Source organism: Streptomyces sp. CA-251387 (genome assembly GCF_050936625.1).
Classification (GTDB): domain Bacteria; phylum Actinomycetota; class Actinomycetes; order Streptomycetales; family Streptomycetaceae; genus Streptomyces.
The window spans coordinates 638,465-650,841 of the sequence record NZ_JBNJMJ010000001.1 but is presented as its reverse complement, the minus strand read 5'-3'; the positions used below and the strand labels follow the sequence as shown (position 1 = coordinate 650,841).

General features: G+C 71.9%; 12 protein-coding genes. 1 reads left to right on the top strand and 11 read right to left on the bottom strand.

Going from position 1 to position 12,377, the window contains the following annotated elements:
- Nucleotides 1–44 precede the first annotated feature (44 nt).
- Entirely contained in the window at nt 45–731 is a 687-nt protein-coding gene (locus ACQEV2_RS02885; RefSeq protein WP_433036176.1) for a phosphatase PAP2 family protein, read from the top strand.
- Between the two features lie 27 nt (nt 732–758).
- Here ACQEV2_RS02885 and ACQEV2_RS02880 read toward each other — a convergent pair whose 3' ends face one another.
- From ACQEV2_RS02880 to ACQEV2_RS02830, 11 genes are read right to left on the bottom strand one after another with little or no spacing between them, the layout of a single operon-like run.
- Nucleotides 759–2,084 carry a glutamate-1-semialdehyde 2,1-aminomutase gene (locus ACQEV2_RS02880; protein WP_433036174.1) on the bottom strand — a complete coding sequence of 442 codons (1,326 nt, stop codon included), beginning with the start codon at nt 2,082–2,084 and terminating at the stop codon, nt 759–761.
- A 7-nt stretch (nt 2,085–2,091) separates the two neighbouring features.
- Nucleotides 2,092–2,643, bottom strand: coding sequence for a dTDP-4-dehydrorhamnose 3,5-epimerase (gene rfbC, locus ACQEV2_RS02875; protein WP_433036172.1), 552 nt, complete (start codon nt 2,641–2,643; stop codon nt 2,092–2,094).
- Complete coding sequence (locus tag ACQEV2_RS02870) at nt 2,640–3,899, bottom strand: polysaccharide pyruvyl transferase family protein (RefSeq protein WP_433036170.1); 1,260 nt, start codon at nt 3,897–3,899, stop codon at nt 2,640–2,642. The genes rfbC and ACQEV2_RS02870 overlap by 4 nt, the downstream gene beginning before the upstream one ends.
- Complete coding sequence (locus ACQEV2_RS02865; RefSeq protein ID WP_433036168.1) at nt 3,896–4,843, bottom strand: glycosyltransferase family 2 protein; 948 nt, start codon at nt 4,841–4,843, stop codon at nt 3,896–3,898. Before ACQEV2_RS02865 ends, ACQEV2_RS02870 begins: the two co-directional genes overlap by 4 nt.
- Entirely contained in the window at nt 4,840–6,138 is a 1,299-nt protein-coding gene (locus tag ACQEV2_RS02860) for a hypothetical protein (RefSeq protein WP_433036166.1), read from the bottom strand. Before ACQEV2_RS02860 ends, ACQEV2_RS02865 begins: the two co-directional genes overlap by 4 nt.
- Entirely contained in the window at nt 6,135–7,433 is a 1,299-nt protein-coding gene (locus ACQEV2_RS02855; protein ID WP_433036164.1) for a DUF4910 domain-containing protein, read from the bottom strand. The genes ACQEV2_RS02860 and ACQEV2_RS02855 overlap by 4 nt, the downstream gene beginning before the upstream one ends.
- Nucleotides 7,430–8,455 (bottom strand): NAD-dependent epimerase/dehydratase family protein, encoded by a 1,026-nt coding sequence (locus ACQEV2_RS02850; protein WP_433036162.1) that lies wholly within the window; start codon nt 8,453–8,455, stop codon nt 7,430–7,432. The genes ACQEV2_RS02855 and ACQEV2_RS02850 overlap by 4 nt, the downstream gene beginning before the upstream one ends.
- 3 nt (nt 8,456–8,458) lie before the next feature.
- Nucleotides 8,459–9,106, bottom strand: coding sequence for a PIG-L deacetylase family protein (locus tag ACQEV2_RS02845; protein ID WP_433036160.1), 648 nt, complete (start codon nt 9,104–9,106; stop codon nt 8,459–8,461).
- Nucleotides 9,103–9,897 carry a glucose-1-phosphate cytidylyltransferase gene (locus ACQEV2_RS02840; protein WP_433036158.1) on the bottom strand — a complete coding sequence of 265 codons (795 nt, stop codon included), beginning with the start codon at nt 9,895–9,897 and terminating at the stop codon, nt 9,103–9,105. The genes ACQEV2_RS02845 and ACQEV2_RS02840 overlap by 4 nt, the downstream gene beginning before the upstream one ends.
- Complete coding sequence (locus tag ACQEV2_RS02835) at nt 9,894–11,138, bottom strand: class I SAM-dependent methyltransferase (protein WP_433036156.1); 1,245 nt, start codon at nt 11,136–11,138, stop codon at nt 9,894–9,896. The genes ACQEV2_RS02840 and ACQEV2_RS02835 overlap by 4 nt, the downstream gene beginning before the upstream one ends.
- Nucleotides 11,135–12,376 carry a glycosyltransferase gene (locus tag ACQEV2_RS02830; protein WP_433036154.1) on the bottom strand — a complete coding sequence of 414 codons (1,242 nt, stop codon included), beginning with the start codon at nt 12,374–12,376 and terminating at the stop codon, nt 11,135–11,137. Before ACQEV2_RS02830 ends, ACQEV2_RS02835 begins: the two co-directional genes overlap by 4 nt.
- Between the last annotated feature and the right edge of the window lies 1 nt (nt 12,377).

Below are 12,377 nucleotides of genomic sequence, written 5' to 3'. Positions count from 1 at the left end.
GAGAGCCGAAGGCGCAGGGGAAACAGGAAGGAAGCCGCTGATTCATGGCTGCCCACCGGTCGCCCGCGGTGCTGCCCCCATCGCTGCGCGCTTGGCTCGGGTTGACCGCGGCCCTCGCCGCGCTCGTCGTCGTCGTGCTCGGGGTCTTGTACGCCGGCCACAGCGAGCCCGGCAGGGTGGACAGGTGGATCATCCCGCCGACAGCGGACAGTGTGCGGCCGCCGTGGCGGTACGTCGCCCTGGCCACGGACTTCCTGGGGGAGCCCTTGGGAGCGGCGACGCTGGTCGTGGCCACCGTGGCGGGCTGCCTGCTGCGTCGGCGTCCTCGCGCGGCGGTGCTCATCGTTGCCGGCGCCGTCTTGACCGTGGGGACGACGACGCTGCTCAAGTCCCTGGTGGGACGCACCATCCACGGCGAAGGCAACCTGTCCTACCCGAGCGGGCACACCGCCTTCCTCACCGCGCTCGCCCTCATGGTGGCGCTCCTCGCGACCGGCCGGCTCGGCCTCGGCAGGACGGCCGGCACGTCACTCGTGCTCGCCGCGGCGCTGGTGGCCGGCGCCGCCATGGGCTGGGCGCAGGTCGCCCTGGGCGCGCACTACCCGACCGACGTCCTCGGCGGCTGGTGCACCGCGCTGGCGGTGATACCGGCGACCGCATGGCTGGTCGACCGGATGGCCGCCAGGCTGGGCGATCGGATGGCCGACGCCGGTCGGCGGGAGCGCCGCTGACGTCACGTCACCTCCCGCCCCTCCATGTCACGCCAAGCGGCGGAACACGGGCTTCACCGGTCGCCCGCCCAGCCAGGGTGTGGGGTCAGCGGCGTCCAGTGCTTTCCTGTACACCGCACATGCCTGGGCCACCACATCGACGGTCTGATCGATGTCCGCGTCGCTCAGCGCACTGCTCACGACGAACGACGGGGCCAGCACCCCGCCCGCGAGGAGTTGGCGCAGGAACAGAGTGCGGTACTCCTGCGACGGCTGCCGGTTCTCGTCGAGGGTGGCGAAGACCAGGTTGCTGGCCCGGCCCCGAACGACGACGTGATCGCCGACGCCCATGCTCGCCGCGGCGTCGCGGACACCGGCGGCCAGCCGCTCGCCGAGGGCGTGCAGCCGCGCGGTGATGCCCTCCTCGACATAGGTGGTCTGCACGGCCATCGCGGCTGCCAGGGAGTGCGTTTCCGCCCCGTGCGTGGTGGACAGCAGGAACACCCGGTCGACGGAGTCACGCAGCCCGCCCCGCTCCATCAGCTCACGGCGCCCGGCCAGCGCGGAGACGGCGAACCCGTTGCCCAGCGCCTTGCCGAACGTGGAGAGGTCGGGGACGACGCCGTACAGGCTCTGGGCGCCCGCCTCGGACCAGCGGAAGCCGGTGATCATCTCGTCGAAGATCAGTACGCAGCCGTGCCGGTCGGCCAGCTCGCGCAGGCCGGCGAGGTACCCGGGCGGCGGCTCGGTGTGGGTGGCGGGTTCGAGGATCAGGCAGGCGACCTCGCTCTGGTGGCGGTTGAGCAGCTCCTCCGTGGCGGTCAAGTCCCCATAGGGGAACGCCACGGTGAGGTCGGTGGTCGCCGCCGGGATACCCGCCGACATCGGCGTGGTGCCGATGAACCAGTCGTCGACGGAGAAGAACGGATGGTCGGCGCAGAGGGCCACCCGCGGGCGCCCGGTGGCGGCGCGGGCCAGGCGCACCGCGGCGGTGGTGGCGTCGGAGCCGTTCTTCGCGAACTTCACCATCTCGGCGGTCGGCACCGTGGCCAGGAAGCGTTCCGCGGCCTCGACCTCCAGGATGGACGGCCGGACGAAGTTGCTGCCGCGGTCGAGTTCCCGCCGCACCGCCTCGATCACGCGTGGGTGGGCGTGGCCGAGGCTGACCGACCGCAGGCCGGAGCCGTACTCGACGTAGCGGTTGCCGTCGATGTCCCACACGTGGGCACCGCGGCCGTGGCTGATGACCGGGGCCAGGTGCTCGGGGTACTGGTCGTCGCCCTTGGCGTAGGTGTGCGCGCCGCCGGGGACCATGGCGTGCAGTCGCTCGTTCGCCGTCCGCGACCGGGGTAGCTCGAACTCTTCGGTCTCCAAGCCCACTTCACCCTTCCTTGTGCTTCAGGACCTCGGCGAGGCTCGGCGCCTCCCGGTCCCGCTGGGACATCGATGTGGCCGGCAGCGGCCAGGGAATGGCGAGCTCCGGGTCGTCGAAGGCGATCGTCACGTCCTCGGCCGGGTCGTGCGGGCGGTCGATCCGGTACGAGGTGTCGGCGGTTTCGGTCAACGCCTGGAAGCCGTGCGCGCACCCCGCCGGGATGTACAGGGTCGTCTGCGTCTCGCCGGACAGCTCGAAGAAGGCCCGGCCCAGGTACGTCGGTGAGTCCGGCCGCAGATCCACGACGACGTCGAAGATCCTTCCGTACGAGCACCGCACCAGTTTCGCCTCGCCGGCCCCGGAGCGCAGGTGCAGGCCGCGCAGCACGCCCCGGGCCGAGCGGGACAGGCTGTCCTGGACGAACGCGTCCGGGTCGAGGCCCACCGAGCGGACCACGTCGGCGTCGAAGGTGCGGCAGAAGAAGCCGCGTTCGTCGGCGTACGGCGTGGGCTCGAACAGATACGCTCCGGCGATCTCGGGGACTTCGGTCACTTTCATGGAGACTCCTGCCGGGCGTGGGAGTGGGCGTGGGCGTTGGTGTGGGCGTGACCGGTCGCCGGGAACAGTGCCTCGGTCAAGGCGGTGAACTGCTGCTCGAGTTGCTGGGCGGCGGCCAGGTTCCGCTCGGCGAGGGTCCGCCGCAGCTCCGCCGATCGCCGCTCCAGCTCCCGGAACTGCTCCAGCAGCCGGTCGGCGTCGACCTCACGCGCCGGGTGGCAGTACGCGCCCAGCCCCATCCGATCCATGAGCGCCTCGCTCTTCGCCGCATAGCTGAGGGCGAGCGTCGGCGTACCGACCTTCAGCGCGCAGATCAGGTTGTGGTAGCGGGTCGCCACCACGGTGTCGGCAGCCGCCATCTCCTTCATCAGGTCGGCCAGCGAGGCCGCCTCGGCGGCGGTGACCAGCGGCGAGTTAACCGCGTCGAGGATGGCGTCGACCACCGGCGCATCGCACTCGTCGCCGGTGAGCAGCCGGACCGGCCTGCCGTCCTCGACCAGCGCGCGGACGAACCGGGTCGTCCCGTCGAGGTAGCGCCGGTGGATCTCCTCGGCCCGGGCGCGGTCGTCGTTGCCGCCGTGGAAGTCCATGACACCGACGCAGACTTGGCCCGGCGGTCCCGAGGGCGCGCTCGCCGGTGGCGTCGGCAGGGCGAAGGCGAGGTCCGGGTAGACCTCGTCGCGTGCGGTGTCCACGCCCATCGCCCGCATCGCGTCGCGGGACAGGGCGTCCCGGTACGACCGGTACGTGGCCAGCCGCGCCGACCAGCGCACCAGAGCCCGGGTCGGCCTGTCGCTGATCGCGTCCGCGCCGACGCCGACCAGCGCGACCCGGGTGCCGAACAGCCGGCCGGTCGCGCAGAGCAGGAACAGCGAGTACGGGAAGCCCCACGGCCGCAGCGGCAGCGTGGCCTCCAGGACGCCCATGCCCGGCACGATCACCACGTCGTGCCGGCGCACCCAGGCGGCGGTGCGGACGGCGTCGACGAGTTTGCCCAGACCCTTCGCCGCGATCGCGCCCACACGCGACGCGGTCCGGTACTCCCCGCGGTACCAGTGCAGCCGCGTCGCGGGGATCCCGTACCGGGCCGCCACGACCTCGGGTCCGCCGCACAGCGCGTCCACGACCGCCTCCGGGTGCCGGGCGCGGAGATACCCGAGCACGGCCTCCAACGACCCGTCGTTGCCGAGGTTGCCGGAGCCGAGCAGGCCGAACACCCCGACGCGCACCGGAGTTTCGCGTTCATCGGACGTCATGTCTGCCTTCCCTCACGTCCGGCGACGAGGGCGTCGACGGAGACGGTGTGCCGTTCCGGGTCGACCGGGGCGCGGTCCTCGACCCGCTCGCCGGCGCCCGGCCGGACCCGGCTGGTCATCCACGCGGCCATGTGGCGGTAGCAGGCGCGCCGGTCGGCCGCGGACAACGGCGCCCGCCGGATCGCCGAGGCGAACCCCCAGACGTACTCGGCGAGCAGCCGGGGCGTCGGGTGCAACGGGCCCGCCCTGCGCGGGTCCAGGTTGACGCACCGGGAGCGCTTGGAAGGGTTCGCCCGCTCGGCGCGGGTGGGGTGGTCGCGGCGGAAGTACAGCAGCTCCGGCACCTGGTGGAAGGGGCCGTGCAGGGTGATCTCGGCGACGAACGTGCGGTCCGCGTGGTGGTAGCTGTCGTGCGGCTTCACCCGGCGCAGCACGTCGGCCCGCATCACCCCGTAGAAGTCGTCGCCACCGGGCTCGAACAGCAGACTGCGGAAGCGCTCCGGCGCGTGCGGCGAGTCGGTGGCGAGCCCGTACTCGTACGGGACCTTCACCCGGCCGTCGCCGTCGATGACCGCCTGGCCGGAGTGCGCGAGGATCACGTCCGGCCGTTCGTCCAGCGCCTGAACGCAGCGCCGCAGCAGGTCGCGGGCGTAAAGGTCGTCGTGCGAGGCCCACTTGAACAGTTCGCCGCGGCACTCGGTGAACACGTAGTTGTGGTTGGGCGCGGCGCCGATGTTCCGGGACAGCCGTATGTACCGGATACGGGAGTCCTGCGCGGCGTACTTGCGGCAGATGTCGTGGGTCCCGTCGGTCGAGGCGTTGTCCGAGATGACCAGCTCGAAGTCCTCGTAGGTCTGGCCGAGCAGGGCGTCGAGGGCCTCGGCGAGGTACTCCTCGCCGTTGTACACGGGCAGGCCGATGCTCAGCCGGGGTTGGGCGGTCATTGCGTCCTCACTTCGGGGATGGAGTTCTGGTGGTACTCGCGCAGGGTGGACCGCAGCTGCAGCCACCACACGGCCGAGCCGCTGACGGTCGCGGCGGCGACGCCCCAGGCCGAGCCGACCGTGCCGGCCACGGCCGCCCCGCCGAGCCCGCCGATGACGTAACAGACGGAGGCGATCAGCTGGCTGCGCAGGCTGCGCCGGGCCATGCCGAGCGCGCGCAGCCCGGCCGCCGCGCCGGTGCCCAGGCCGGCGCCCGCGACGCCGAGCGTGACCGGCACGATGAGCTCCGAGGCCGAGTTCCAGACGCCGCCGAGCACGAACTCACCGCCCCGGTCGGGCACCAGCAGCAGCGCCCCGCCCCAGAGCAGCGCGGCGACGGCCTGCCCACCGCCCAGCAGAAGGCAGAACCTGCCGAGCCGGTGCGGGGCCCGCCGCAGCACCCGTGCCGCCTCCGCGACGGTGACCAGGGACAGCCCCATCAGCACAGCGAGGAACGGGCCGAGCAGCAGCTCGGCGCCCCGGACCACACCCACCGCGCTGACCCCGACGATCGCGCCGAGCCCGTACGCCCGCAGCTGGCTCGCGCCGCTGTTGCTGACGTTCTCGACCAGGTACCGGTAGCCGAGGTCGCGGTGCTCGCGCAGCCACTCGCGCGCTCCGCTCATGTGGGGCCGGATGCCGGACTGGAAGCAGCCGTACACCGCGGCCACCGCGGCGGAGCCGCCCCAGGCGAGCACGAACGCGGCCACGGTGCCCATGTGGGCCGCCACCACCATGGCCGGGACGAGCGCGACGCCCCACACGACATCGTTGACGAACGCCTTCCGTCCGGCGCCTGCGGCGAAGAAGGCGAACCGCCAGGCGTCCTGCAGCAGCAGCCCCGGCAGCATGACGCCGAGGCAGGCGAACGCGGGCCCCACGCGGCCGCCGAGAGCAAGGCCGGCCACCACAGACATCGCGCCGAGGGCGGCACCGACGCCGAGCGCGGTACCTGACGACCGGGCCACCGCCCCGCGCCAGGACGCGTCTGACACACCGCTGAAGCGCACCACGAGCGGGTCGGTGGCAAGCCCGCGGGAGACGTTGAGCACCACGCCGTACGTCACCCAGGCCAGGCTGAACACGCCGAACGCGGTCACGCCCAGCGAGCGGGCCACGTAGATGCCCACCGCGAAGTTGGACATGCTGGAGGCCGCCTGGTCGGCCAGTCCCCAGGACAGCCGGCCGGCGAGGGCCCGCTTGGCGGACCCGGCCGGTGTCGCCGTCTTCTGCTCCGCGGTGGTCATCGGCGTCATGCCTTGATCAACCCGGCGCCGTGCAGGGCGCCGGCCGCGGTGGCGACGGTGTCGAACGGCAGCCCGGACCGCTCGGCGACGTCCAGCAGACTGTGCTCGCCGTCGGAGAGGTTGAGCACCCAGAGCATGGCCATCTGGGCCTGCTTGGTGTCGCTGCGGCCGCCGAGCGCGTCGTACAACCCACGCCGGCCCAACTGCGGTTCGCCGTAAGGGCTGAGGTTCAGATACCGCCGGTTGCGGTCGAGCACGGCGAACGCCTCGCGGCAGACCGCAAGGGTGTCCGCCATCGCCTCCGGGGAGACGAAGTCCAGGTTGTCCGCCGAGGTGTGGTACTCGGGATAGCCGGCGTACGGGGTCCGGGTGAGCGAGCCCACGCCCAGATTGAACCCGGGCGAGCAGAACTGCCGCTCGTCGTAGCCGTACGGAGTGAACTCGGCGACGTGGTGCGGGCGTTCGGAGGCGGCCAGTACGTGCCGCATCACCCGGTCGATCTCCGCGTCGCCGCGTCTGCTCTGCTTGTACGTCAGTTGACCCCGATCGCCGGCGCAGGCCAGCACAAGGCCGTGCTTGACCCGCTCCACCCGCTCCGCGTTGCGGGCCAGCCAGGTGATCGCCCCGATGGTGCCGGGCGCGAACAGGAACCGGTAGGTGTAGTACGGCGTCTGCTGGGCCAGCGCCCGGGCCAGGAACGTCGCCACCGCGACGCCGGCCATGTTGTCGTTGGCCAGCGACGGGTGGCAGACGTGGCAGGAGACGATCACCTCGTCGGGGACCTGCCCCGGGACCACGTGCTCGGCGTAGGTGAGGTGGCCGTCGGCGAGCGTGGAGTCGACGCGCACCTCGTACTCGCCGTCCGGCATCGCATCCAGGGTCTCCTGGGCCAGGCAGAACCCCCACTCCGGCTTGTAGTAGCTGGTGCGGTACGGCACCCAGGACGGGTGGTCCGGCAGGGTGTGCAGGTGTTCCCGCAGCTCGGCCAGCGGCATGGTCGCCGACACCGGCACGCTGTAGCCGAGCACGTGCAGGCTGGACGCGGCGAAGTCGACGACCCGGTTCCCGGCGCTGTCCGCGATGTACGCGTCCCGGATGTTCCACTCCTGCGGCACCGTCCAGTCGAGCACCTGCGTCCCGGTCGGCACCTCGTGCACCTGCAGCGGGATGTACTCCCCGACGATGTCCAGGGTGGCGCGCACACCGTCGCCGGTGATGCTGCGGCACAGCGGGTACAGCCGCTCGACCAGCGCATGCATCTCGTCGCCGGTCGAGGTCGTCGGCTGTGCGCCGGCCGCGGTCATCCGCGCCACCGCAGGGTGTCGTCGACGGCGCCGGCGTCGGACGCCGCGCGCAGCACGGCGAGCCGGGTGAAACGTCGGTCGAAGTCCTCCTTGGTCAGCCCGAACTTCCGGTAGGCGTCGGCGAGTTCGAGTGCGCCCCGCTTCACCGTCCACTCGCAGTCGAAGCCGGGTAGCGCGGCGCGGAACCGGGAGAAGTCCACCCGGTACGACCGCGGATCGGCGCCGGTCTCCCCGGTGATCACCACCTTGGAGCCGGGCACCGCCTCGGCGACCTGCTCGGCGATCTCGGCGACCGTGACGTTGTTGGTCTCGCTGCCGATGTTGAACGCCCGGTCGTGCACCGCTTCCCGCGGCGCGGTCAGCGCGGCCGTGAAGGCCCGTGCGATGTCGGCGGCGTGCACCAGCGGGCGCCAAGGGGTGCCGTCGGAGAGCACCAGCACCTCGCCGGACAGGAGCGCGTGGCCCACCAGGTTGTTCAGCACGATGTCGGCGCGCAGCCGAGGCGAGTAGCCGAAGGCGGTGGCGTTGCGCATGAACACCGGGGTGAAGTCGTCGTCGGCCAGCGCGTGCAGGTCATCCTCCACCCGCACCTTGGACTCCGCGTACGGCGTCACGGGGCGCAGCGGGGCGTCCTCGGTCACGAGGTCGTCGCCGCCGGCGGCGCCGTAGACCGAGCAGGTCGACGCGTACAGGAAGCGCCGCACTCCGGCGTCGCGGGCCAGCCGGGCCAGTCGTACGGACGCGTGGTGGTTGATGTCGTAGGTGAGTTCCGGCGCCAGCGAGCCCAGCGGATCGTTGGAGAGCGCGGCCAGGTGGATCACGGCGTCCACCCCGGCCACGTGGTCGGCCGTGACGTCGCGCAGGTCCACCCGGTGCCCCTGCGGGTCGGCGTGCGTCGGGCCGAGGACACAGTCGGCGAACAGGCCGGAGTCAAGACCGACGACTTCGTGTCCGGCGGCCGTGAGGACCGGGGCCATCACGGTGCCCAGGTAGCCCTGGTGTCCGGTCAGTAGTACGCGCAAGGTTCAATCCCCCAGGTTGAGCGTGAGTTTGGTGACGGCGAACGCCTCGGCATAACGCTCGTGGCATTCGATGCCGCGGATCCGGGCCAACCCGAGGAAGGCCTCCCGGTCGTACCAGGGCCGGTGCCGCTGCGAGGGGTAGTGCTCCTGCAGCAGCCGCACCTTCTGTTCGGCGATCTCCGGCGACAGCGGCTGGTACGCCGACGGACGGCCGAGGTCGCCGTCCCACTTGACGATCTCGTAGCCGAGGACGAGGTGGTCGCGGAACGCGGTGGGTATCAGCTTCGCCAGGCCGCGGTGGTCCTGGTGTGCGTCGTCGGTGCGCGGGGCCAGGATCAGATCCGGGTCGGTCTGCCCGCGCAGTTCCTCGACCGCGGCCTTGGCCTCGTCCCAGTGCACGGGCAGCCGCCCGTCCGGCAGCTTGTGCACGGTCAGCCGCAGGTCGGCGCCAGGGCAGAAGGCGGCGAGCGCGGCCTGCTCCTCCTGCTCCCGCTCGCTGCCGCCGCCGGAGAGCACCAGCGCGTCGACGCGGAGGCCCGGCCGGGCGTGACACAGCGTCAGCAGCGTGCCGCCGGCGCCGATGGCGATGTCGTCGCAGTGCGCGCCCACCGCGACGATCCGGTACAGGGGCCCGGCCCCGAGCCGGATCACGCGCTCACCGCCGCGCTGTCCTGTTCCCACACGGCCCACGGGCGGTCGCCCCGGGCGTAGGCCTCGTCGAGCGCGGCCCGCTCCTTCACGGTGTCGGTCGGCTTCCAGAAGCCGCGGTGCTGGTGCGCCACCAGACGGCCCTGCTTGGCCAGTTGGGCGCATCCGTCGGCGACCAGGTCCCCGTTCTCCGGTATGTGGTCGAAGACCTCCTGGCGGAGCACGAAGTAGCCGCCGTTCTCCCACAGCGGCATGTCGCTCACCGCCGTGATGCCCCCCACCAGACCGTCCTCGCCCAGGTCCACGCAGTGGAACGACGACTGCGGCGGCACCACCATCATCGACGCCCCGGCGTCGCGCTGCGCGAACCGGTCGATCATCTCCGGCAGCGGGGCGTCGGTGAGCACGTCGGCGTAGTTGGCGAGGAACATCTCGTCGCCGTCCAGGTGGTGCCGCACCCGGCGTAGCCGCTCCCCGATCGGTGACTCGATGCCGGTCTGCGCGAACGTGATCGTCCAGTCCGCGATGTCGGTGGACAGCAGTTCGGTCTGCCCCTTGCGCAGCACGAAGTCGTTGGACGTCGTCTCCTCGTAGTTGAGGAAGAAGTCCTTGATGTGGTGAGCCCCGTATCCGAGACACAGGATGAACTCCTTGTGCCCGAAGTGCGCGTAGTAGCGCATGACGTGCCAGATCAGCGGCCTGGGGCCGACCATCGCCATCGGCTTGGGCACGTCGTCGGCGGCGCCGTTGCGCATCCGCATCCCGTAACCGCCGCAGAACAGGACGACCTTCATCGCTTGACCTCGACAATGCTCAGTTCCGGGATGGGGAAGACCAGGCGGCCGCCCCATTCGTGCACGAAGGAGAGCTGCTCGGTCAGCTCGGCCCGCAGGTTCCACGGGAGGACGAGGACGTAGTCCGGTCTGTCGGCGGCAATCCGCTCGGGGGGCAGGATCGGGATGCGTGTGCCCGGGGTGAACCTGCCGTGCTTGTAGGGGTTGCGGTCGACCGTGTACGCGAGCAGGTCGGGCCGGATGCCGCAGTGGTTGAGCAGGGTATTGCCCTTGCCCGGGGCGCCGTAGCCGACGACCGTCTCGCCGCGCTCGGCCGCCTCGACGAGGAACTTCAGGAGGTCCCGGCGCACCTTGGCCACCCGGGCGGAGAACTCGGCGTACCCGGACAGCTCCTGCAGTCCGGCGGCCTTCTCCCGCGCCAGCACGTCGGCCACCCGCTGCGTCGGCTCGCCGGCCACCTCGGCCGGGCGGGCCCACAGCCGGATGGAGCCGCCGTGCGTGGGCAGCAACTCGACGTCCACGAGCGCGAGTCCGCCGCTCGCGAGGGCCCGGATCGCGGAGGCGACCGTGTAGTACTGGAAGTGCTCGTGGTAGATCGTGTCGTACTGGTTCTCCTCGATCAGGGTCAGCAGGTGCTGCACCTCGATGGAGACCCAGCCGTCGTCGGCGACCAGGGCACGCAGCCCCTGCGTGAACCCGACCACGTCGGGGATGTGCGCGTACACGTTGTTGGCCACGACCAGGTCCGCCGGGCCGTGTTCGGCGCGCACGGCCGAGCCGGTCTCCGGGCTCAGGAACTCCGTGAGCGTGGGCACACCCGCGTCCCGCGCCGCCGCGCCGACGTTCACCGACGGCTCGATGCCCAGGCAGCGGATTCCCCGGTCCACCACATGCCTCAGCAGGTACCCGTCGTTGCTCGCGACCTCGACCACGAAGGCGTCGGGGCCTTCGGTGTCGAGTCCCACCCGCCGCACCGCGTCGGCGACGAACGTACGCGCGTGTTCCACCCAGGAGGTCGAGTACGAGGAGAAGTACGCGTACTCCTTGAACGTCTCCTCCGGCGTGATCAACGGCGGGATCTGCGCGAGCCAGCATTCGGTGCAGACCCGCAGGTGCAGCGGGAACGCGGGCTCCGGCTCGTCCAGTTGGTCCGCGGCGAGAAAACTCTCACATGGTGGCGTCGCCCCGAGGTCGACGACGCTCGCCAGCGCCTCCGAGCCACACAGTCGGCATCGTGTCATCTACTGTCCCCATCCCCCCTGCTCGCGCGGGTGTCCCCGCCGCGAGCCAGTGCTGACCGCCCCGCGATCGCGGTGCGGTACTCGTCAACCAGGCGGTCAAGGCCGACCGCCGGGCTGAAACCCTCCTCGTAACGGAGCCGGGCCGCCTGGCCCATCTCCCGGTTGCGGTCCGGCTCGGCGGCGATCCGGCGTATGCAGGACGCGAGCGAGGCGGACTTGCCCGGCCGGTGCAGCAGCCCGGTCACGCCGTCCTCGACGAGTTCGACGAAGGCGCCGTGACCGGCGGCGACGACCGGGACCCCCGCCGCCATCGCCTCCACGACCACCAGGCCGAACGCCTCCAGCCACGTCGAGGGCGCCACCACGGCGACCGACCGCGCGATGGCCTTCCGGCACTCCGCCGTGTCCAACAGGCCGACGTACCGCACGTCGTCCCGGCCCGCCGCCCAGGCCGTCACCTCCGGCTCCAGTGGCCCCGTGCCGGCGATCACGAGCGGCACGCCCACCCCGCCGTTCGCCGCGAGCTCGTCCCACGCGGCCATGAGCAGCCGTACGCCCTTGGCCTCGGCGAGCCGGCCGAGGTAGAGCAGATGCTCGCCGTCGCCCACCCGGCGGTCGTCCGGGTCGGGCACGAAGTTGTGCTTCACCGCCAGCCGCTCGGCCGGCATGCCGGCCCGCACCAGGACGTCGCGCTGCGCCGCGGAGATGCAGAAGAACCGCTCCACGCCGGACCACCACCGGCGCCGGTTGACCGACAGGCTGACCGCGAGCGGCACCGTCGCAAGGCGGGAGTTCCGGTAGCAGCCGTGCCGGACGGCGGGCAGAGGCGCCGATCCGACGCACTCGGTGCACGGCCGGCCGTCCCGCTGCAGCGTGCCGGGCGGGCAGACCTGGGTGTAGTTGTGCAGCGTGGCGACGGCGGGCACCCCGGCGTCGGCGCAGGCGGCGATTACCGCCGGCGAAAGGAGCGGGAAGACGTTGTGGACGTGGACCACGTCTGGCCGTTCGGCGCGAAGCCGGGCGGCGAGTTCCGTGCGGACCGCCGGGTTCCACGGTACGAGGAGCGGTACCGCGACCTTGCCGAGCAGGGACCGGGCGGCGATGTCGTCGCTGCGCCGTTCGAACACCTCGACCCGGTGGCCGGCCGCGCGCAGCAGCTCCACCTCCTGGTCGACGACCTTGTTCTCCCCGCTCGGCTGCGCCGAGGAGTAGCGGTTGTGCACCACGAGGACGTGCATG